This is a genomic window from Serratia marcescens (assembly GCF_001902635.1).
GTDB lineage: Bacteria > Pseudomonadota > Gammaproteobacteria > Enterobacterales > Enterobacteriaceae > Serratia > Serratia marcescens_F.
In genome coordinates this window covers 1-21392 of record NZ_MJAO01000044.1, presented here as the reverse complement: position 1 = coordinate 21392, position 21392 = coordinate 1, and the positions used below count along the sequence as shown (strand labels likewise).

At 55.1% G+C, this 21392-nt stretch carries 17 protein-coding genes and 1 tRNA gene; 13 read left to right on the top strand and 5 right to left on the bottom strand.

The window, feature by feature from the left end:
* Positions 1–89: 89 nt before the first annotated feature.
* The 3 genes from BHU62_RS24000 to BHU62_RS23990 all read right to left on the bottom strand — a co-directional run bounded on the left by BHU62_RS24000 (position 90) and on the right by BHU62_RS23990 (position 1734).
* A tRNA-Tyr gene (locus tag BHU62_RS24000) sits at positions 90–174 on the bottom strand.
* Positions 175–352: 178 nt separating this feature from the next.
* Positions 353–1201, bottom strand: a complete 849-nt coding sequence (purU, locus tag BHU62_RS23995) for a formyltetrahydrofolate deformylase (protein ID WP_073534867.1) — start codon at positions 1199–1201, stop codon at positions 353–355.
* 68 nt (positions 1202–1269) lie between these two features.
* Positions 1270–1734, bottom strand: coding sequence for a YchJ family protein (locus BHU62_RS23990; RefSeq protein ID WP_073534866.1), 465 nt, complete (start codon positions 1732–1734; stop codon positions 1270–1272).
* Positions 1735–1852: 118 nt separating this feature from the next.
* Between BHU62_RS23990 and rssA the strand changes: the two genes are divergently transcribed.
* The 5 genes from rssA to BHU62_RS23965 all read left to right on the top strand — a co-directional run bounded on the left by rssA (position 1853) and on the right by BHU62_RS23965 (position 7403).
* Positions 1853–2755 (top strand): patatin-like phospholipase RssA, encoded by a 903-nt coding sequence (rssA, locus tag BHU62_RS23985; protein WP_073534865.1) that lies wholly within the window; start codon positions 1853–1855, stop codon positions 2753–2755.
* Between the two features lie 103 nt (positions 2756–2858).
* Entirely contained in the window at positions 2859–3872 is a 1014-nt protein-coding gene (gene rssB / locus BHU62_RS23980; RefSeq protein ID WP_073534864.1) for a two-component system response regulator RssB, read from the top strand.
* Positions 3873–4079: 207 nt separating this feature from the next.
* Positions 4080–4997, top strand: a complete 918-nt coding sequence (gene galU, locus BHU62_RS23975) for a UTP--glucose-1-phosphate uridylyltransferase GalU (protein WP_073534863.1) — start codon at positions 4080–4082, stop codon at positions 4995–4997.
* Positions 4998–5039: 42 nt separating this feature from the next.
* Complete coding sequence (locus BHU62_RS23970; RefSeq protein ID WP_073534862.1) at positions 5040–6383, top strand: UDP-glucose dehydrogenase family protein; 1344 nt, start codon at positions 5040–5042, stop codon at positions 6381–6383.
* Positions 6384–6392: 9 nt separating this feature from the next.
* Positions 6393–7403, top strand: a complete 1011-nt coding sequence (locus BHU62_RS23965) for an NAD-dependent epimerase (RefSeq protein ID WP_073534861.1) — start codon at positions 6393–6395, stop codon at positions 7401–7403.
* 197 nt (positions 7404–7600) lie between these two features.
* Here the strand turns inward: BHU62_RS23965 and hns are convergent, their stop codons facing one another.
* Positions 7601–8008, bottom strand: coding sequence for a histone-like nucleoid-structuring protein H-NS (gene hns / locus BHU62_RS23960; protein ID WP_004932170.1), 408 nt, complete (start codon positions 8006–8008; stop codon positions 7601–7603).
* A gap of 703 nt (positions 8009–8711) precedes the next feature.
* Between hns and BHU62_RS23955 the strand changes: the two genes are divergently transcribed.
* On the top strand, positions 8712–9296 hold the full coding sequence (locus BHU62_RS23955) for a thymidine kinase (RefSeq protein ID WP_073534860.1): 585 nt from the start codon (positions 8712–8714) through the stop codon (positions 9294–9296).
* 118 nt (positions 9297–9414) lie between these two features.
* On the opposite strand, the gene adhE is transcribed toward BHU62_RS23955, so the two are convergent.
* Positions 9415–12087, bottom strand: a complete 2673-nt coding sequence (adhE, locus tag BHU62_RS23950) for a bifunctional acetaldehyde-CoA/alcohol dehydrogenase (protein ID WP_073534859.1) — start codon at positions 12085–12087, stop codon at positions 9415–9417.
* A 529-nt stretch (positions 12088–12616) separates the two neighbouring features.
* Between adhE and BHU62_RS23945 the strand changes: the two genes are divergently transcribed.
* The 7 genes from BHU62_RS23945 to oppF all read left to right on the top strand — a co-directional run bounded on the left by BHU62_RS23945 (position 12617) and on the right by oppF (position 21333).
* The gene (locus tag BHU62_RS23945) at positions 12617–13261 is read left to right on the top strand and encodes a YchE family NAAT transporter (RefSeq protein ID WP_073534858.1); all 645 of its coding nucleotides are present in this window, start codon (positions 12617–12619) and stop codon (positions 13259–13261) included.
* 694 nt (positions 13262–13955) lie between these two features.
* The gene (locus tag BHU62_RS23940; protein WP_073534857.1) at positions 13956–15593 is read left to right on the top strand and encodes an ABC transporter substrate-binding protein; all 1638 of its coding nucleotides are present in this window, start codon (positions 13956–13958) and stop codon (positions 15591–15593) included.
* Positions 15594–15742: 149 nt separating this feature from the next.
* Positions 15743–17380: an oligopeptide ABC transporter substrate-binding protein OppA gene (gene oppA, locus BHU62_RS23935; RefSeq protein ID WP_073534856.1), complete on the top strand. Its 1638-nt coding sequence runs from the start codon at positions 15743–15745 to the stop codon at positions 17378–17380.
* 83 nt (positions 17381–17463) lie between these two features.
* A complete protein-coding gene (oppB, locus tag BHU62_RS23930) occupies positions 17464–18384 on the top strand; it encodes an oligopeptide ABC transporter permease OppB (RefSeq protein ID WP_073534855.1) in 921 nt (306 codons plus the stop codon).
* Between the two features lie 14 nt (positions 18385–18398).
* The gene (gene oppC, locus BHU62_RS23925; RefSeq protein ID WP_073534854.1) at positions 18399–19307 is read left to right on the top strand and encodes an oligopeptide ABC transporter permease OppC; all 909 of its coding nucleotides are present in this window, start codon (positions 18399–18401) and stop codon (positions 19305–19307) included.
* A gap of 11 nt (positions 19308–19318) precedes the next feature.
* Positions 19319–20335, top strand: a complete 1017-nt coding sequence (locus BHU62_RS23920) for an ABC transporter ATP-binding protein (RefSeq protein WP_073534853.1) — start codon at positions 19319–19321, stop codon at positions 20333–20335.
* Positions 20332–21333 (top strand): murein tripeptide/oligopeptide ABC transporter ATP binding protein OppF, encoded by a 1002-nt coding sequence (gene oppF / locus BHU62_RS23915; RefSeq protein WP_073534852.1) that lies wholly within the window; start codon positions 20332–20334, stop codon positions 21331–21333. The genes BHU62_RS23920 and oppF overlap by 4 nt, the downstream gene beginning before the upstream one ends.
* Positions 21334–21392: the final 59 nt, after the last annotated feature.

The window sequence follows — 21392 nt, the reverse complement described above, 5'->3', positions numbered from 1 at the left end:
TTCGTTCCTCACCCTTTGGGCCGCGCCAGAGCGCGTTATCCTTCCCTTTCTGACTCGCTTTAACTCAATGCGCATCAGTAACGAAAAGATGGTGGTGGGGGAAGGATTCGAACCTTCGAAGTCAGTGACGGCAGATTTACAGTCTGCTCCCTTTGGCCGCTCGGGAACCCCACCATATTACCTATGGCTATTTAACTGGCCTTGCTTGCGAGAGCGCTGTCTCGGTAAGCGGGGCGCATCATATCAAATGAAGCGCATGTGTAAAGCATTGAAATGCAGAAAATGAATCGTTTGCCGTTTTTTTATTCTTGGTGGTGCATCCCTGAACGAAATGCACCGGTTTATTGAGCGATTACAGAATAACGGTGCGATTGCCGTAGACGAAGACGCGCTGCGCCAGCACTTGATACAGCGCGCGGCTGAGCACATTCTTCTCTACGTCGCGGCCGGCACGCATCATATCTTCGGCGGAATAGGTATGATCGACGTGAATCACATCCTGCATGATGATCGGGCCTTCGTCGAGATTGTCATTAACGTAGTGCGCGGTGGCGCCGATGATTTTCACCCCACGCTCATAGGCCTGGTGATAAGGACGTGCACCGATAAACGCCGGCAGGAACGAATGGTGAATGTTGATCACCTGATTCGGATAATGCTGTACGAAGGCCGGCGTCAGCACGCGCATATATTTGGCCAGCACCACGTAATCCGGCTGATACTGATCGATCTTGGCCGTCATTTCACGATCGTGCTGTTCGCGCGTCAATCCTTCATGGCTCACCAGATGGAATGGAATATCGAAGCGTTCCACCAGCGATTGCAGCGTGTCGTGGTTACCGATTACGGCGGCGATCTCGACGTCGAGGCCGCCATAGGCGCTTTTCATCAACAGATCGCCCAGGCAGTGGGCCTCTTTGGTGACCAGCACCACGATGCGCCGGCGCCCGGTGCTGTGCAGCTCGCGCAGCGAACCTTCCGGCAGCGCGCCGTCCAGATCGGCCAGCAGGGTGTTATCGTTGAAAATGCCTTCCAGCTCGGTACGCATGAAGAAACGCCCGGTGCGGTGATCGACGAATTCATTATTCTGCACGATATTGAGCTCGTGCTTGTAACAGATGTTGGTGATCTTAGCGATCAGCCCTTTGGCGTCCGGGCAGATGGTGCGTAACACTTTTCGTTGTACATTTTGGTGTGGCATGGGCGTGAGGATCCTGTCTGATACTGAACGGCCTGTCTGCGCAGGCGTAAACATGAAGTACCGGCCGGCTAGCGCCCGCAGCACTTCTTATATTTTTTCCCTGAGCCGCAGGGACAAATCGCATTTCTGCCAGGCTGGGGTTTGGTGCCGTCGATATAATACCAACGTTGATCGCGGCGAAGGAAGCGTGAACGCTCATGCATCGCCTGTGGTTCACCGCTTTCGCCATCGGTGAAGCGGGCGATGAACTCGACGAAGCCTTCGTCCGGCTCATGACCGGTGCTCTCTTCCACGACCGTCAGGCCCAGCCATTCGGTGTTTTTAAAGCTGTCGACGATCGCATTGCGCCATGCATCGGCACCGCAGTCGGGGTGCCAGGTGGCGATCAGATAGTCGACGTTATGGTTAACGTAGGCGGTGAAGCGTGAACGCATCAGCCGGCCAGGCGTTGGCGCAGGCTGACTGCCGCTGATAAAAGGGCCGCAGCACGCGTTATACGTCAGTCCGCTGCCGCATGGGCATGATTCGGGCAAAATAACTCCTGAGAAGGCGAAGCAGAAAATGAATTTAGCGCATATGTTACCTAACAACATTCGTCAGTGACAATCTACCCTAAAAGCAGAGAAAACCCTTCACCGAGAGGATGGCGCTATGCGGCAAATCAAAATCGGACTGGCGTTGGGCGCGGGATCGGCCAAGGGCTGGGCGCATATCGGCGTGATCAATGCGTTAAAGAAGCTGGGGGTTGAGGTCGATATTGTTGCCGGATGCTCTGTCGGCGCGTTGGTGGGCGCAGCGTTTGCCAGCCATCATCTGCCGGCAATGGAGCAATGGGTGCGATCGTTCAGCTATTGGGATGTGATCCGCCTGATGGATTTTTCCTGGCAACGCGGCGGTTTGTTGCGCGGCGAGCGTGTGTTCAACGCCGTCGGGCAGTTATTGAAGGTCAATGACATCGCAGAATGCGCGCTGAAATTCGGCGCCGTGACGACCAATCTCAGCACCGGTCGCGAGCTGTGGATGACCGAAGGTGATATTCATCAGGCGGTGCGCGCTTCTTGCAGCATGCCCGGCCTATTGGCACCGGTGTGGGCCGACGGTTATTGGCTGGTGGACGGCGCGGTGGTCAATCCGGTGCCGGTATCGCTGTGCCGGGCGTTGGGCGCCGATATCGTCATCGCCGTCGATTTGCAGCATGATGCGCACCTGATGCAGCAGGATCTGTTCTCGGTGCGTATTGAAGAGGACAGCGAGGACGATGCGCCCGCCGACACCTGGCGCGGGCGTCTGCGGGAGCGGGTCGGCAGAATGCGGCAGCGCAAGCCAACGACGGCGCCGACGGCGATGGAGATTATGGGCACGTCGATTCAAATGCTGGAAAATCGCCTGAAGCGCAACCGGATGGCGAGTGATCCGCCGGACGTGCTGATCCAGCCCTATTGCCCGCAAATTTCGACGCTGGATTTCCACCGCGCCGATGAAGCGATTGAGTCTGGATTGCGGGCAGTGGAAAAACAACTGGATCGGTTGTTGCCGTTGATAAAAAATAGATAATTCTCGGTTCTCGGTTGGCAATGCGCGGTCGGTCTGTTTCAGACGAGCATAAGTGACCTTTTTGAGCCACTATTACACTATGGAAAGGGATGAGGCTCGGCTGATGGCATTACCACTCACTCACAAGCGCATTTTGATCGTTGAGGACGAACAGGTTTTTCGTTCCGTGCTTGTCGGTTATTTGACTTCGCTGGGCGCTGAAACTCGCGAGGCGACCAACGGTTTGCAGGCGCTGAGTGCCGTGGACGACCTCAAGCCTGACCTGATTCTGTGTGATCTCGCGATGCCGGAAATGGGCGGCATCGAATTCGTTGAACACCTGCGGCTGCAAGGGGTGCAGATCCCGGTGCTGGTAATCTCCGCCACCGACAAGATGGCTGATATCGCCAAGGTGCTGCGGTTGGGGGTGCAGGATGTGCTGCTGAAACCGCTGACCGATCTCAATCGCCTGCGCGAAGCGGTGCTGGCGTGTTTATATCCCAATATGTTCACCTCCCAGGCGATCGAAGAAGTTGAACTGTTTCAAGACTGGGATGCGCTGAGCAAGAATCCTTCCGAAGCCGTCAAACTGCTTAAACAGCTGCAGCCGCCGGTACAGCAGACCATTGCGCATTGCCGGATCAATTATCGGCAGTTAACCACGGGTGAAAATCCCGGTTTGGTGCTGGACATTGCGGCCCTGTCGGAAAAAGACCTGGCGTTCTATTGTCTGGACGTCACGCGCGCCGGTGATAATGGCGTAATGGCGGCATTGTTGTTGCGCGCATTATTTAATGGGCTGCTGCAAGACCATCTGGCTAATCAGCAACACCGTTTGCCGCAAATGTCGGCATTGTTAAAGCAGGTTAATCAATTATTGCGGCAGGGGAAATTGGAAGGCCAATTCCCGCTGCTGCTGGGATATTATCACGCCGAAAATAAAAACCTGATCCTGGTTTCCGCCGGGCTGCATGCCAACGTCAATACCGGCGACAATCAGATCCAGCTGAACAACGGCGTGCCGCTGGGCACGCTGGGTGCCACCTACATGAACCAGATCAGTCAACGCTGCGCCGCCTGGCAATGTCAGGTCTGGGGCAGCGGTGGAAGATTGCGGCTGATGCTGAGTGCTGAATAACTGGCCGGCGACATCTTAGGCTATTCATTTAGCGGCAATTAAATCGCTTATTTATTCTTCTGATTATGAGATCGGGTAATAGTCCTAAATGTTTTCTATTTGTGTTCTGGCTAATGCTCGTTGTGCATAAGCTGGTATACTCCGAAGGTTTTTTTATATCGAGCCCAAGCTCATAAAATGAGCATTTTAGCTTTAAGAGAGGAAATAATGCCTGCTGTAAATCACAAAGTCAGAAAAGCCGTCATCCCGGTTGCAGGCTTGGGTACGCGGATGTTACCGGCCACCAAAGCCATTCCGAAAGAAATGCTGCCGTTGGTTGATAAACCGCTGATCCAATACGTTGTCAATGAGTGTATTGCAGCAGGGATTAACGAGATTGTGCTGGTTACCCACTCCTCCAAGAACTCGATCGAAAACCATTTTGATACCAGTTTCGAACTGGAAGCGATGTTGGAAAAACGCGTCAAGCGCCAATTGTTGGACGAAGTGCAGTCGATCTGCCCGAAAGGCGTTACCGTGATGCAAGTTCGTCAAGGGAATGCCAAAGGCCTGGGGCACGCTATTATGTGCGCTTACCCGATGGTGGGTGATGAGCCGGTGGCCGTGGTGCTGCCGGATGTGATCCTCGATGAATACAGCGCAGATCCGAAAAAAGACAACCTGCATGAAATGCTGCAGCGTTTCGAAGCAACCGGCGTAAGCCAGATCATGGTTGAACCCGTGCCGCATAAAGATGTCGGAAACTACGGCGTGGCTGACTGTAAGGGGATCGACCTGCAGCCGGGTGAAAGCGCGCCGATGGTCAGCGTGGTTGAGAAACCTTCCCCGGAGAAGGCGCCATCCAACCTGGCAATCGTCGGCCGCTACGTGCTGTCTGCCGATATCTGGCCGCTGTTGGCGAAAACGCCTCCAGGCGCCGGCGATGAAATTCAACTGACCGACAGTATCGAGATGTTGATGCAGCAGGAAACGGTGGAAGCTTATCACCTGAAAGGCGTGAGCCATGACTGCGGTAACAAGCTGGGCTATATGCAAGCCTTTGTGGAGTACGGCATGCGCCACGCCAGCCTGGGTAAAGAATTTTCCCAGTGGCTGCAGCAGGTTGTTGCCGCTGAAAAGAAATAATTGAGTGATTTTTCGTCTTAATTTGAAAACTAGGATTTTCCCATGAAAGTAACCGTTTTTGGTATTGGCTATGTGGGTCTGGTGCAGGCCGCCGTGCTGGCTGAAGTCGGCCATGACGTTATGTGTATTGACGTCGACGAGCGAAAAGTCGAAAACCTGAAAAAGGGGAATATCCCTATTTTTGAACCGGGCCTGACGCCGTTGGTGCAGCAAAACTATGAAGCCGGTCGCCTGCATTTCACTACCGATGCCAAGGCGGGTGTTGCGCACGGGAACATCCAGTTCATTGCCGTCGGCACGCCGCCGGATGAAGACGGTTCCGCCGACCTGCAATACGTAACCGCGGTTGCACGCACCATCGCTGAGCATATGACCGATCGCAAAGTGGTGATCGACAAATCCACCGTGCCGGTCGGTACGGCGGACAAGGTTCGCCAGGTGATGACTGAAACGCTGGCGAAGCGCGGCAGCAACATGCCGTTCGACGTGGTCTCCAACCCGGAGTTCCTGAAAGAAGGGGCTGCGGTGGCGGACTGCATGCGTCCTGAGCGCATCGTGATCGGTACCGACAACAAAGATGTGATCGAGCCTATCCGCGAGCTGTACGAGCCGTTCAACCGCAATCACGATCGCATGATCACGATGGATATTCGCAGCGCGGAGCTGACCAAATACGCCGCCAACTGCATGCTGGCGACCAAGATCAGCTTTATGAACGAAATGTCCAACCTGGCGGAAATGCTGGGCGCAGATATTGAGAAAGTGCGTCAGGGCATCGGTTCTGACTCGCGTATCGGTTATCACTTTATCTACCCTGGCTGCGGCTACGGCGGTTCTTGCTTCCCGAAAGACGTGCAGGCGCTGATCCGCACGGCGGAACAGATCGGCTATCAGCCGAAGCTGCTGCAAGCGGTGGAGCAGGTTAACTATCAGCAGAAAAACAAGCTGAGCAGCTTTATCAACGACTACTTCGGCGGCGATCTGAAGGGTAAAACCTTCGCGCTGTGGGGCCTGGCCTTTAAGCCGAACACCGATGATATGCGCGAAGCGTCCAGCCGCGTGCTGATGGAGCAACTGTGGGCCGCCGGCGCCAGCGTCCAGGCCTACGATCCGGAAGCGATGAACGAAGTTCAGCGCATCTACGGCCAGCGTGACGATCTGAAGCTGATGGGCACCAAAGAAGCTGCGTTGCAGGGGGCTGACGCTTTGGTGATTTGCACCGAGTGGCAGAACTTCCGTGCACCGGACTTCGACGTGATTAAAAAGGCATTGAAACAGCCGGTGATCTTCGATGGCCGCAACCTGTACGATCCGGAGCGTTTGGAAAGCCGCGGCTTCACCTATTACGCGATTGGTCGCGGTGCGTCGATTAAGCCGGTTATTTAAGGAGTGGGCATGAAATTCCTGGTTACAGGCGCCGCAGGGTTTATTGGTTATCACGTTGCAGAGCGTTTGTTGACCGCCGGGCATCAGGTTATCGGTATTGATAACCTGAATGATTATTATGACGTGGGCCTGAAAACGGCCCGTCTCGATTTGCTGGCGGATAAGCCGGGATTCCGCTTTATCAAGCTGGATTTGGCCGATCGCGAAGGCATGGCGGCATTGTTTGCCGAACATCAGTTCCAGCGTGTCATTCATTTGGGCGCTCAGGCCGGGGTACGCTATTCGCTGATAAACCCATTGGCTTATGCGGACGCTAACCTGATCGGTCATTTAAACGTCCTGGAAGGTTGCCGCCATAACAAGGTCGAGCATTTGCTTTACGCTTCTTCCAGCTCGGTATATGGCCTGAATCGTAAACTGCCGTTTGCCACCGAAGACTCTGTCGATCATCCGGTGTCATTGTATGCGGCAACGAAAAAAGCCAACGAGCTGATGTCGCACAGCTATTCCCATTTATACGGTCTCCCGACGACCGGGCTGCGTTTCTTTACCGTCTATGGCCCTTGGGGGCGCCCGGATATGGCGCTGTTCAAGTTTACCAAAGCCATATTGGCGGGGGAGAGCATCGACGTATATAACCACGGTGAAATGCACCGCGATTTTACTTACATCGATGATATCGCCGAGGCGATAGTGCGGTTGCAAGCGGTTATTCCGCAAGCGGATCCGTCATGGACCGTTGAGCAGGGATCGCCGGCGACCAGCTCTGCGCCGTACCATGTTTATAATATCGGCAATAACACCCCGGTTAAGTTGATGGAATATATCAGCGCGTTGGAGCGAGCATTAGGTGTCACCGCCAGTAAAAATATGCTGCCGATGCAGCCTGGCGATGTGATGGATACCAGTGCGGACACGGAAGAGCTTTATCGCGACATTGGTTTTAAGCCGGAAACCAGCGTTGAAGAGGGTGTGCAGCACTTTGTTGACTGGTATAAGGCGTTCTATCAAGTTCAATAAATGAACGTGGTAAGCGTGATAAAGGGGCCTCAGGGCCCTTTTTTTTCGCCGCTATTTCATGTCTCGACGGAAAACCGGTATGTACCGTTATTAAGATATTTACTAAGAGCGTGAGGGGAAGGCGGCGCTAAGTCTATAAGCGTTAAAAATGAAAAGGCCCCCCGAAGGGAGCCTTTCAGATACGGACTGAGTCGCTATTACAGCAGGAAATCGTCCAGAGATTTACCTTGCTCTTCGATAGCTTTCTTAATCACCGCAGGAGTACGGCCTTGGCCGGTCCAAGTTTTCAGCTCACCGTTTTCATCTTTATATTGGTATTTAGCTGGGCGTGCTGCACGCTTCGCTTTGCCGGCAGCCTTGTTGGCAGCCATAGTTTGCAGCAGTTCATTCGGGTCGATACCGTCAGCAATCAGCATTTCGCGATATTGCTGCAGTTTACGAGTACGTTCTTCGATTTCTGCTTGAGCCTGGCTGTCTTCTTCGCGACGTTCGTTCACAACAACTTCCAGTTTCTCGAGCATTTCTTCCAGCGTTTCCAGCGTGCATTCTCTTGCCTGGGCGCGCAGAGTGCGGATGTTGTTCAAAATCTTTAATGCTTCGCTCATTGTCCTAGTCTCAAATTATATTGGTGGGGGGCGTCTCGATAATAATAGAGTGCTCTTTTCTTTTCTGCAATAGCCAAATTGGTTTGAATACTCAAATTTACCTTTAAAGAATCCATTAATCGGAACAGACCGACGAATAATAGGAAGGGCTGTTAACTATTACCATCACCTTGCTTAAGTCAAAATTTCAGCAAACTTGCTTTAAAGGTCGCGCGCCGCAAGGCTTTCATCGATAAGTTATAGTTGTAATTTATATCATTATTACAATGAGTTCTGTGGGTTTAATCACGTCATGCGACGGCAGACATTGTAAACCTTAGGGGTATATAGGTAAAGATCGTGTCAGGAAACGCCGGGGGAATCGGCTAAGGCGATTAAATGCCCGGCATTGGCCGGAAGTATAATAGGCAGGTGCTCCGTCTTGGCCGCCGCGCCTGCGCCGAGTAAAGGCGGGCTGGGCATTAATGGGCGAATGTTCGGCCTTAACCATTAGCAAGAATTAATAGTGATGACAGGCATACATTATCCTGTAAATAGCTGTAAAAAGAACATGTCGACAGAACGATATGTTTCGCTCGAAAGCGCATTATTACGGCGAACACAATATTCGCTCGCTTTGGGCTGAGCAGGCGTGCGGGTTATGGTACACTTGCCGTCCTAATCAACATTTGAATATTTCTTATACCATCGGAGTTGCGGGGCCATGGCTCAACTTTATTTTTATTACTCTGCGATGAATGCCGGCAAGTCCACCGCGTTGCTACAGTCTTCATATAACTATCAAGAACGCGGTATGCGCACGCTGGTGTTCACCGCCGAGATCGATCACCGCTTTGGCGTAGGCAAAGTCAGCTCGCGCATCGGTTTGTCCTCGCAGGCCCAGCTTTATAACAACGACTCGATGCTGTACGCGATGATTCAGCAAGAGCATCAACAGCAACCGGTGCATTGCGTGTTGCTGGATGAGAGCCAGTTCCTGACCAAAGCGCAGGTTGAGCAATTGTGCGATGTGGTGGACCAACTGGACATTCCCGTATTGTGCTACGGTCTGCGTACCGATTTTCTCGGCGAGCTGTTTAACGGCAGCCAATATTTACTGGCCTGGGCCGACAAGCTGGTGGAATTGAAAACCATCTGCCACTGCGGGCGCAAAGCCAATATGGTGCTGCGGTTGGATGAGAACGGTAAGGCGATGCACGCCGGCGAGCAGGTCGTGATTGGCGGTAATGAGAGCTATGTCTCCGTCTGCCGCAAGCATTATAAAGAGGCGATTCACGCTCAGGAGTAGGGCATAAAGTCGCGCTATGGCCCGCTGAGGCGTTTTGGCGCCGGGACAAGAAAAAGGCGCGTCGGCCACAATAAAAAACCCGCCGTTCGGCGGGTTTTTTTATCGGTTCAGTAAACCGTTATTTTTTGGCCTTCTTTGCCGGCGCTTTAGCTGCAACCGGGGCGGCTGCGTCCTCTTCCACCGCTTCGTTGAACTCGCGGCCGTAGAAGGTATCCAGCATGATTTGCTTCAGTTCGGCAATCAGCGGATAGCGTGGGTTGGCACCGGTGCATTGGTCGTCGAAAGCGTCTTCCGACAGCTTGTCGACTTTCGCCAGGAAGTCCGCTTCCTGCACGCCCGCCTCACGGATGGAGGTTGGGATGCCCAACTCGGTTTTCAGCTCGTCCAGCCAGGCCAGCAGTTTCTCAATCTTCTGCGCGGTGCGGTCGCCCGGTGCGCTCAGGCCGAGGTGGTCGGCGATTTCAGCGTAGCGGCGGCGCGCCTGTGGGCGGTCGTACTGGCTGAAGGCCGTCTGCTTGGTCGGGTTGTCGTTCGCGTTGTAGCGAATGACGTTGGAAATCAGCATGGCGTTGGCCAGGCCGTGCGGAATGTGGAACTCCGAACCCAGCTTGTGCGCCATGGAGTGACAAACCCCGAGGAAGGCGTTGGCAAAGGCGATACCGGCGATGGTGGCGGCGTTGTGCACACGTTCACGGGCGACCGGGTTTTTCGCGCCTTCTTTATAACTGGCCGGCAGATACTCTTTCAACAGTTTGAGCGCCTGCAGCGCCTGGCCGTCGGAGTATTCGTTCGCCAGTACCGAAACATAGGCTTCCAGCGCGTGGGTAACCGCATCCAGGCCGCCGAAGGCGCACAGGGATTTCGGCATGTTCATCACCAGGTTGGCGTCGACAATCGCCATGTCCGGGGTCAGCGCATAGTCGGCCAGCGGGTATTTCTGCCCGGTGGCGTCGTCGGTCACGACCGCGAACGGTGTCACTTCCGAACCGGTGCCTGAGGTGGTGGTGATGGCGATCATTTTCGCTTTCACGCCCATTTTCGGGAACTTGTAGATACGCTTGCGGATGTCCATGAAGCGCAGCGCCAGATCCTCGAAGTGGGTTTCAGGATGTTCGTACAGCACCCACATGATTTTCGCGGCGTCCATCGGCGAACCGCCGCCCAGCGCGATGATGACGTCCGGCTTGAAGGAGTTCATCTGCTCGGCGCCTTTGCGCACGATGCTCAGCGTCGGATCGGCTTCTACTTCGAAGAACACTTCGGTTTCGATGCCGTGTGATTTCAGAACCTTGGTGATCTGGTCGGCATAGCCGTTGTTGAACAGGAAACGGTCGGTCACGATGAAGGCGCGTTTCGCCCCGTCGGTCGCCACTTCTTCCAGCGCGATAGGCAGGGAGCCACGGCGGAAGTAGATCGATTTCGGAAGTTTGTGCCACAACATGTTTTCTGCTCGCTTCGCTACAGTTTTCTTGTTGATCAGGTGTTTTGGTCCGACGTTTTCAGAGATGGAGTTACCACCCCAGGAACCGCAACCCAGCGTCAGCGAAGGCGCGAGTTTGAAGTTATACAGGTCGCCGATACCGCCCTGGGAGGCCGGGGTGTTGATCAGGATGCGAGCCGTTTTCATTTTATCGCCGAAGTAGGCGACGCGAGCCGTTTGGTTATCCTGGTCGGTGTACAGGCAAGAGGTGTGACCGATACCGCCCATGGCGACCAGTTTTTCGGCTTTGGCGACGGCGTCTTCGAAGTCTTTGGCGCGATACATTGCCAGGGTCGGCGACAGTTTTTCATGCGCGAAAGGTTCGGTTTCGTCGACCAGTTTCACTTCGCCGATCAGCACTTTGGTATTGGCCGGCACTTTGATGCCCGCCATCTCGGCGATTTTCGGCGCGGACTGGCCCACGATGGCCGCATTCAGGCCGCCGTTTTTCAGGATAATGTCCTGCACCGCCTTCAGCTCTTTGCCTTGAAGCAGGTAGCCGCCGTGGGAGGCGAAGCGTTCGCGCACCGCATCATAGACGGAGTCAACGACGATGACCGACTGCTCGGAGGCGCAGATGACGCCGCTATCGAAGGTTTTGGACATCAGGATAGACGCGACCACGCGCTTGATATCCGCAGTTTCGTCTACCACGACCGGCGTATTGCCGGCGCCGACGCCGATCGCCGGTTTACCGGAGCTGTAAGCGGCTTTCACCATGCCCGGGCCACCGGTGGCCAGGATCAGGTTGATGTCAGGGTGGTGCATCAGCTGGTTGGACAGCTCGACGGTAGGCTGATCGATCCAACCGATGATGTCTTTCGGCGCACCGGCGGCAATAGCGGCCTGCAGCACGATATCGGCGGCTTTATTCGTGGCGTTCTTCGCACGCGGATGCGGGGAGAAGATGATGCCGTTACGGGTTTTCAGGCTGATCAGCGCTTTAAAGATCGCGGTAGAAGTTGGGTTGGTGGTAGGGACGATACCGCAAATCAGGCCGATAGGTTCGGCGATGGTGATGGTACCGAAAGTGTCGTCTTCGGACAGGATGCCGCAGGTTTTTTCGTCTTTATAGGCGTTGTAGATGTATTCGGAAGCGAAGTGGTTTTTGATCACTTTATCTTCGACGATACCCATTCCGGATTCTTCCACGGCCATTTTGGCCAGCGGGATACGGGCATCAGCAGCGGCGAGGGCGGCAGCGCGGAAAATTTTGTCCACTTGCTCTTGAGTGAAGTTGGCATATTCGCGCTGGGCTTTTTTGACACGTGCGACTAGCTCGTTCAGTTCAGCGACATTCGTTACAGCCATAATGCTCTCCTGATAATGTTAAACTCTTTCAGTAAATAAGCCGTGCGAGCCACTAGTATAGCCATAACGGGAATAAGCGGTGATGTAAAAACCGGGGTTTTTCCACGTTATTTCTTCGCATGCTGCTGATTTGCTTAAAGAGCTTCACCCTACGCCAACCGGAGGGGGAGGCAGTGAGAAGAACGGAACCGGCCATGTTGTCGCCAACATTGTTCTACTCCTGACTACGACTAAGAGCTTACCTACTGTTGGGTAGTTGATTTGTGATCTAAATCATGAAAAGTGCAAGCTGACACCTTTCAGCTTGGTGGTGTTGGGAATCATTCTTGATAACTGTGAGCAAGGACTCTTTTTCCAACATAAAAAATCAAAAGGCCATACATCACTTTAACAAAGGGCATTTGTTTTGTTGCCTAACTTGCTGACAGTCAAAAATGCTGCCAGGCCGGATGGATTACCCGCGCCAATTCCATTACATTAGCGCGCGTAGGCAGCACACCTTTTTATAGCGATTAATGCGGAGCCATCTGTGGGCCAATCTCTGTTGGATCTTTCCGGCTTTATCAAGTTCTTTGTCGGTCTGTTTGCGCTGGTGAACCCGGTGGGCATTTTGCCGGTGTTTATCAGCATGACCAGTTACCAGGCGGAGGCGGGGCGCAATAAAACCAACCTGACCGCCAACCTGTCAGTCGCCATCATTCTGTGGACCTCGCTGTTTCTGGGTGAAGGGATCTTGCGGATGTTCGGCATCTCTATCGATTCGTTCCGCATCGCCGGCGGCATTCTGGTGGTGACCATCGCCATGTCGATGATCAGCGGCAAGCTGGGGGAAGACAAGCAGAACAAACAGGAGAAATCGGAAAGCGCGATCCGCGAAAGCATCGGCGTGGTGCCGCTGGCGCTGCCGCTGATGGCGGGGCCGGGGGCGATCAGTTCCACCATCGTCTGGAGTTCCCGCTACCACAACTGGCAAAACCTGCTCGGCTTTACGGTGGCGATCGCGCTGTTTGCCTTCAGCTGCTGGTTGCTGTTTCGCGCTGCGCCGCTGTTGGTGCGTTTGCTGGGGCAAACCGGTATCAACGTGGTCACCCGTATCATGGGTCTGTTGCTGATGGCGCTGGGGATCGAGTTTATCGTTACCGGAATTAAAGCGATATTCCCCGGCCTGTTGTAATGCCACACGTTTAGCCGCGCGTTGATTTGGGGCGCGGCTAAAATTAATTTTAAAGTTTAAATTATTTATTAGTTCGCATTATTATAGTGCACAGGATGAATAAAATTTATGCCGTTGCACTCTTATGTTGCATAAATCTCATGTTGCTGCTCAAAAAAAACGCTAAGCGTTATTTCAAACACTTTTCCTCCCCTGTTTTCGCGCTTTTCATCCCCATTCAACGGTCACGTTGTTGTTAAATTAATCACATCATTCTGTGGGGCTTGTCTCACTTTCATCCAGGTGTTATTAGTGATTAACCGCCTGTAGGCAGGTGTTTGTTCTTTGAATGGCTGGATTGTTAACTGAATGTTTCTTTGTGCGGCGCCGAGATCGCGCTGATGGTTTCAAACGAAACGAATTTTGGTTTTTTCTTTTTAAAATCAATGTTATGAATTTGATCTCCTCTCTCCCCGAGCGCCGGGGGCGGATTGGGCTTCGTGCGATAAAAGAGAATTGCTTAACATTTTTGTAAAATTTATTGGCTATGGAATTTGGCTTCTGCTAATTTCCGAGCAACTTTCTCGTGGTCAATTAACTGAAATGCGCCATAAAAACGGGAATGATTTTTGCTGGTATCCGTTTATTTAGAATTCTTATAAACACTTCACAAACTTCGATAAGCGATGCTTGTCGGTGAAAAGGAGCCTCGATTATGCAGCAAACCCTGAAGCAGACCTCTTTGACTTTGTTGATTAGCGGCGTGCTGAGCGTCGGCACCGTAAATAACAGCGTGGCGGCGGAGGTTCCGGCCGGCGTTCAATTGGCGCAGCAGCAAAATATTGTGATCAACAACGGCAGTGAAGTGGCTTCATTGGACCCGCATAAGGTCGAGGGCGCACCGGAAAGCAATATCATTCTTAATCTGCTGGAAGGGCTGGTGAGCACCGACGCCAACGGGCATGTGGTGCCGGCGGCGGCGGCGAGTTGGGAAAACCAGAATTATCAACAGTGGACTTTCCACCTGCGTCCCGACTCGGTGTGGAGCGATGGCAGCCCGGTGACCGCGAACGACTTCGTCTACAGTTGGCAACGCCTGGCCGATCCGAAAATCGCCTCACCCTACGCCAGCTATCTGCAATACACCAAAGTTGAGAATATCGACGACATCCTGACCGGCAAGAAGAGCCCGCAGACCCTCGGCGTCAAGGCGCTGGACGACCGGACGCTGCAGGTGACGCTGAGTGAGCCGGTGCCGTATTTTGTCAGCATGCTGAGCCACACCTCGCTCAAGCCGGTAAAGCGTGCGGTGGTGGAGAAATTCGGCGACAAATGGACGCTGCCCGCCAACTATGTCGGCAACGGTGCTTACCGCCTGAAAGAGTGGGTGGTGAACGAACGCATCGTGCTGGAGCGCAGCCCGAGCTACTGGAATAACAAACAGACGGTGATCAATCAGGCGACTTTCCTGCCGATCGCTTCTGAGGTCAGCGACGTCAACCGTTTCCGCAGCGGCGAGATTGATATCACCAACAGCGCCATTCCGCCGTACCTGTACGTCAAGATGAAGCGCGAAATTCCCGAGCAGCTGCACGTTAACCCTTATCTGTGCACCTTCTATTACGAACTCAATAACCAGCGCGCGCCGTTCACCGATCCGCGCGTGCGCGCGGCGGTGAAGATGACGCTGGATCGCGACATCATTGCCAACAAAATCATGGGCCAGGGGCAGATCCCGGCCTACAGTTTCACGCCATCCTTTATTGAGGGCGCCCGGTTCACGCCGCCGGCCTGGGCCGGTTGGAGCCAGGAACAACGCAATGCCGAAGCCAGGAAGCTGCTGGCCGAAGCGGGCTACAGCGATGCCAAACCGCTGAAATTCTCGCTGTTGTACAACACCTCCGATCAAAACAAACAACAGGCTATCGCCGCCGCCTCGATGTGGAAGAAGAACCTCGGCGCCGATGTAACGCTGCGTAATCAGGAGTGGAAGACCTCATTGGAAAGCCGCCATCAGGGGCAATACGACGTGGCACGCGCCACCTGGTGCGGGGATTACAACGAGCCCAGCGCGTTCCTGAACCTGGTGCTTTCCAATAGCAGCATCAATACCGTGTTCTACAAGAGCCCGGCGTTCGACGCCATCATGGCCGCCACGCTGAAGGCGCCGGATGAAGCTGCACGCGCCGCGCTCTATCAGCAGGCGGAAACGCAGCTGGACAAGGATTCGGCGTTGGTTCCCGTTTATTACCGCGTCAGCGCACGTTTGATCAAACCGACGGTAGGCGGGTTTACCGGCAAAGATCCGCTGGACTATACCGACGTTAAAAATCTGTACATTATCAAGCAGTAAAAAGGGGTATTCCCTCACGCAACGCCGGTGAGGAATACGGGGAAGGCCAGCCGCCGCATTCGTTCCGCGGCGGCGGGAAACAGAGTCCGCTTACGGGCAACGCAGGTTCCACGTAGAGCCTGTGATAATAAAAACTGGAGTCGATAAGTATGACCAACATCACGAAGAAAACTCTCCTTGCCGCCGGCGTTATCGCCGCGCTGGGCATCACAGCAACCACCGGCGCTTTCGCTGCCGACGTCCCTGCGGGCGTACAGTTGGCCGACAAGCAAGAAATCGTCAAAAACAACGGTTCCGAAGTGCAGTCGCTGGATCCGCACAAAATCGAGGGCGTGCCGGAAAACAACGTGACCCGCGATCTGATGGAAGGCCTGGCGAACAACAGCCCGAACGGTTCTATCGTGCCGGGGGTTGCGGAAAGCTGGGATAACAAGGATTTCAAAGTCTGGACCTTCCACCTGCGTAAAGACGCCAAATGGTCCAACGGCAAGCCGGTCACGGCGCAAGATTTCGTCTACAGCTGGCAGCGCGTGGTGGATCCGAAAACCGCATCACCTTACGCCAGCTACCTGCAGTACGCCCATGTGGAAAACGTCGATGACATCATCGCCGGTAAAAAAGACAAGTCGACGCTGGGCGTGAAGGCCATCGACGACCACACCTTCCAGGTGACCCTGAGCGAGCCGGTGCCTTATCTGGTTGAAATGACCCCGCACTACGCCATGAAGCCGGTTTACAAAGACGCGGTAGAGAAGTTCGGCGAGAAATGGACGCTGCCGGGCAACTACGTCAGCAACGGCGCTTACAAACTGAAAGACTGGATTGTCAACGAACGCATCGTACTGGAACGCAACCCGGAATACTGGGATAACGCCAAAACCATCATCAATAAAGTGACGTTCCTGCCTATTTCGTCGGAAGTGACCGACGTGAACCGCTACCGCACCGGCGAAATCGACATGACCTATAACAACATGCCGATCGAGCTGTTCCAAAAGTTGAAGAAAGAGATCCCGCAAGAGGTGCACGTCGATCCTTACCTGTGCACCTATTACTATGAAATCAACAACCAGAAGGCGCCATTCACCGATGCTCGCGTGCGTGAAGCGCTGAAGCTGGGCATGGATCGCGACATCATCGTCAACAAGGTGAAAAACCAGGGCGATCTGCCGGCCTACAGCTTTACGCCGCCTTACACCGACGGTGCCAAGCTGACCGCGCCGGAGTGGTTCGGCTGGACGCAGGAAAAACGCAACGAAGTGGCGAAGAAACTGCTGGCGGACGCCGGCTACGGCCCGGGCAAACCGCTGACCTTCTCCCTGCTGTACAATACCTCCGATCTGCACAAAAAGCTGGCGATCGCCGCCGCGTCTATCTGGAAGAAAAACCTGGGCGTGGACGTGAAACTGGTGAATCAGGAGTGGAAAACCTTCCTGGATACCCGTCATCAGGGTACCTATGACGTGTCGCGCGCCGGCTGGTGTGCCGACTACAACGAACCAAGCTCGTTCCTGAACATGATGCTGTCCGACAGCAGCAGTAACACCCCGCACTATAAGAGCGCCGAGTTCGACAAACTGATGGCCAACGTGTTGACCGCGAAGACCAAGGACGAGCGCGCCGCTCTGTATCAGAAAGCGGAAGTTCAGCTGGATAAAGATTCCGCCATCGTGCCGGTTTATTACTATGTGAACGCCCGTTTGGTGAAACCTTACGTCGGTGGCTACACCGGTAAAGACCCGCTTGATAACGTGTACGACAAAAACCTGTACATCATCAAGCATTGATACGGTAAGTGCCGGCGGCGCAGGCCGCCGGCCCATGTTGAGAATAATAAGCCGTCATCAGGCTGTCGCACAGGGTTAGGGCAATGCTTAAATTTATACTTCGTCGCTTGTTGGAAGCGATCCCGACACTATTTATCCTTATCACCATCTCATTCTTCATGATGCGCCTGGCGCCGGGAAGCCCATTCACCGGTGAGCGCGCGCTGCCGCCAGAAGTGATGGCCAATATCGAGGCGAAATATCACCTCAACGACCCTATTTACAAGCAGTACTTTAATTATCTGGGCCAATTGGTGCAGGGAGACTTTGGCCCATCCTTTAAATACAAGGACTATTCGGTCAACGATCTGGTCGCCAGCTCTTTCCCGGTTTCCGCTAAACTCGGTCTGGCGGCGTTTTTGCTGGCGGTGGTGTTGGGCGTGAGCGCCGGCGTCATCGCCGCACTGAATCAGAACACCAAATGGGACTACACGGTGATGGGGTTCGCCATGACCGGGGTGGTGATACCCAGTTTCGTGGTGGCGCCGCTGCTGGTGCTGATCTTCGCCATCACGCTGAAATGGCTGCCGGGCGGCGGTTGGAACGGCGGCGCACCTAAATTCATCATCCTGCCGATGGTGGCGCTGTCGCTGGCCTATATCGCCAGCATCGCCCGTATCACGCGCGGCTCGATGATTGAAGTGCTGCACTCCAACTTCATCCGCACCGCACGCGCCAAAGGCTTGCCGATGCGTCGCATCATTTTCCGCCACGCGCTGAAGCCGGCGCTGCTGCCGGTGCTGTCCTACATGGGGCCGGCGTTCGTCGGCATCATCACCGGTTCGATGGTGATCGAAACCATCTACGGTCTGCCGGGGATCGGCCAGCTGTTCGTTAACGGCGCGCTGAACCGCGACTACTCCCTGGTGTTGAGCCTGACCATTCTGGTGGGCGCTCTGACCATTCTGTTCAACGCAATCGTCGATGTGCTGTATGCGGTCATCGATCCGAAAATCCGTTATTAATCTGGAGCACGCGAATGATGTTGACTAAAAAGAACAGCGAGGCTCTGGAACACTTCAGCGAAAAGCTGGAAGTGGAAGGGCGTAGCCTGTGGCAAGACGCGCGTCGGCGCTTTATGCACAACCGCGCGGCGGTCAGCAGCCTGTTCATTCTGGTGTTGATCACGCTGTTTGTGGTGCTGGCGCCGATGCTGTCGCAATTTGCCTACGACGATACCGACTGGGCGATGATGTCCGCCGCGCCAAGCCACGAATCGGGGCACTATTTCGGCACCGACTCTTCCGGGCGTGACCTGCTGGTGCGCGTGGCGATCGGCGGGCGAATCTCGCTGATGGTCGGTGTGGCCGCCGCGCTGGTGGCGGTGGTGGTCGGCACTCTGTACGGCGCGATGTCCGGCTATCTGGGCGGCAAGGTCGACTCGGTGATGATGCGTTTGCTGGAGATCCTCAACTCCTTCCCGTTCATGTTCTTCGTGATCCTGCTGGTGACCTTCTTCGGCCAGAATATCCTATTGATCTTCGTGGCGATCGGTATGGTGTCGTGGCTGGATATGGCACGTATCGTGCGCGGGCAAACCCTGGGCCTGAAGCGCAAAGAGTTCATCGAAGCGGCGTTGGTGTGCGGCGTCTCCACGCGCAATATCGTGCTGCGGCATATCGTGCCGAACGTGCTCGGCGTGGTGGTGGTGTACGCGTCACTGCTGGTGCCGAGCATGATCCTGTTCGAATCCTTCCTCAGCTTCCTGGGGCTGGGCACGCAGGAGCCGCTCAGCAGCTGGGGCGCATTGCTCAGCGACGGCGCCAACTCAATGGAAGTTTCACCGTGGTTGCTGCTGTTCCCGGCGGGTTTCCTGGTTGTCACTCTGTTCTGTTTCAACTTTATCGGCGATGGCCTGCGTGACGCCCTCGACCCGAAAGATCGTTAAGGAGTGCAATCATGAGCACCATTGAACATCCTCAACTGCAAACCGGCGCCGGCGTCAAAACGTCGCCGCTGCTGGACGTGAAAGATCTGCGCGTCACGTTCGCTACCCCGGACGGCGACGTGACGGCGGTGAACGATCTGAACTTCGATCTGCGCGCCGGCGAAACGCTGGGCATCGTCGGTGAATCCGGTTCCGGCAAGTCGCAAACCGCGTTCGCCCTGATGGGCCTGTTGGCCAGCAATGGCCGCATCGGCGGCTCGGCCAAATTCAACGGCCGCGAAATCCTTAACCTGCCGGAAAATCAGCTTAACAAGCTGCGGGCCGAAGAGATCTCGATGATCTTCCAGGACCCGATGACCTCGCTCAATCCTTATATGCGCGTTGGCGAACAGCTAATGGAAGTGCTGATGCTGCATAAGAAAATGAGCAAAAGCGAAGCCTTCGAAGAGTCGGTGCGCATGCTCGACGCGGTGAAAATGCCGGAAGCGCGCAAGCGCATGCGCATGTATCCGCACGAGTTCTCCGGCGGCATGCGTCAGCGCGTGATGATCGCCATGGCGTTGCTGTGCCGGCCGAAACTGCTGATCGCCGACGAACCGACCACCGCACTGGACGTGACCGTGCAGGCGCAGATTATGACGTTGCTCAACGAGCTGAAACGCGAGTTCAACACCGCCATCATCATGATCACCCACGACCTGGGCGTAGTGGCCGGCATCTGCAACAAGGTGCTGGTGATGTACGCCGGCCGCACCATGGAATACGGCAGCGCGCGCGAGGTGTTCTACCAGCCGAGCCACCCGTACTCCATCGGCCTGTTGAACGCGGTGCCGCGCCTCGACGCCGAAGGCGAATCGTTGCTGACCATCCCCGGCAACCCGCCGAACCTGCTGCGGTTGCCGAAAGGCTGCCCGTTCCAGCCGCGCTGCCCGTACGCCATGGAACAATGCGCAAGCGCTCCGCCGTTGGAGCAATTTGGGGAAGGGCGCCTGCGCGCCTGCTTTAAACCGGTGGAGGCGTTGATATGACAGCGGTAACCGACAAGAAAGTGCTGCTTGAAGTGGCCGATCTGAAAGTGCACTTCGACATTCATGACGACAAGCAGTGGTTTTGGCAGCCGTCAAAGACTCTGAAAGCCGTCGACGGCGTTACGCTGCGGCTGTTCGAGGGGGAAACGCTGGGCGTGGTCGGCGAGTCCGGCTGCGGCAAATCCACCTTCGCGCGCGCGCTCATCGGCCTGGTGAAGGCCACCAGTGGGCGCGTCGCCTGGTTGGGTAAGGATCTGCTGGGCATGAGCGACGCCGACTGGCGCAAAACCCGCAGCGATATCCAAATGATCTTCCAGGATCCGCTGGCTTCGCTCAACCCGCGCATGACCATTGGCGAGATCATCGCCGAGCCGTTGCGTACCTACTACCCGAAAATGCCGCGTCAGGAAGTGAAGGACAAGGTCAAGGCGATGATGCTGAAGGTCGGCCTGTTGCCTAACCTGATCAACCGCTATCCGCACGAGTTCTCCGGCGGCCAGTGCCAGCGTATCGGCATCGCGCGTGCCCTGATCCTCGAGCCGAAGTTGGTGATCTGCGACGAGCCGGTCTCTGCGCTGGACGTATCGATTCAGGCGCAGGTGGTGAACCTGTTGCAGCAACTGCAGCGTGAGATGGGGCTGTCATTGATCTTCATCGCCCACGATTTGGCGGTGGTGAAGCACATTTCCGATCGCGTGCTGGTGATGTATCTGGGCCATGCGGTGGAGTTGGGCACCTATGACGAGGTGTACCACAACCCGCAGCACCCGTACACCAAAGCGCTGATGTCGGCGGTGCCGATCCCGGATCCGGACAAGGAGAAGGAAAAGCAGATCCAGCTGTTGGAAGGGGAACTGCCTTCGCCGATTAACCCGCCGTCCGGCTGCGTGTTCCGCACCCGCTGCCCGATCGCCGGGCCGGAGTGCGCCAAGACGCGTCCGCTGCTGGAGGGCAGTTTCCGCCACGCGGTCTCCTGCCTGAAGGTCGATCCGCTGTAATGCGCCGCTAGCCGGCAACAAAAAGCCCCGCTGAATGAGCGGGGCTTTTTTTATCCGAC

Bases quoted from the DNA above. Each gene is read 5' to 3' on its own strand.
- purU (WP_073534867.1), bottom strand. From the start codon at position 1,201: ATGCCACACCAAAATGTACAACGAAAAGTGTTACGCACCATCTGCCCG.
- rssA (WP_073534865.1), top strand. From the start codon at position 1,853: ATGCGGCAAATCAAAATCGGACTGGCGTTGGGCGCGGGATCGGCCAAG.
- rssB (WP_073534864.1), top strand. From the start codon at position 2,859: ATGGCATTACCACTCACTCACAAGCGCATTTTGATCGTTGAGGACGAA.
- galU (WP_073534863.1), top strand. From the start codon at position 4,080: ATGCCTGCTGTAAATCACAAAGTCAGAAAAGCCGTCATCCCGGTTGCA.
- BHU62_RS23970 (WP_073534862.1), top strand. From the start codon at position 5,040: ATGAAAGTAACCGTTTTTGGTATTGGCTATGTGGGTCTGGTGCAGGCC.
- BHU62_RS23965 (WP_073534861.1), top strand. From the start codon at position 6,393: ATGAAATTCCTGGTTACAGGCGCCGCAGGGTTTATTGGTTATCACGTT.
- hns (WP_004932170.1), bottom strand. From the start codon at position 8,008: ATGAGCGAAGCATTAAAGATTTTGAACAACATCCGCACTCTGCGCGCC.
- BHU62_RS23955 (WP_073534860.1), top strand. From the start codon at position 8,712: ATGGCTCAACTTTATTTTTATTACTCTGCGATGAATGCCGGCAAGTCC.
- adhE (WP_073534859.1), bottom strand. From the start codon at position 12,087: ATGGCTGTAACGAATGTCGCTGAACTGAACGAGCTAGTCGCACGTGTC.
- BHU62_RS23940 (WP_073534857.1), top strand. From the start codon at position 13,956: ATGCAGCAAACCCTGAAGCAGACCTCTTTGACTTTGTTGATTAGCGGC.
- oppA (WP_073534856.1), top strand. From the start codon at position 15,743: ATGACCAACATCACGAAGAAAACTCTCCTTGCCGCCGGCGTTATCGCC.
- oppB (WP_073534855.1), top strand. From the start codon at position 17,464: ATGCTTAAATTTATACTTCGTCGCTTGTTGGAAGCGATCCCGACACTA.
- oppC (WP_073534854.1), top strand. From the start codon at position 18,399: ATGATGTTGACTAAAAAGAACAGCGAGGCTCTGGAACACTTCAGCGAA.
- BHU62_RS23920 (WP_073534853.1), top strand. From the start codon at position 19,319: ATGAGCACCATTGAACATCCTCAACTGCAAACCGGCGCCGGCGTCAAA.
- oppF (WP_073534852.1), top strand. From the start codon at position 20,332: ATGACAGCGGTAACCGACAAGAAAGTGCTGCTTGAAGTGGCCGATCTG.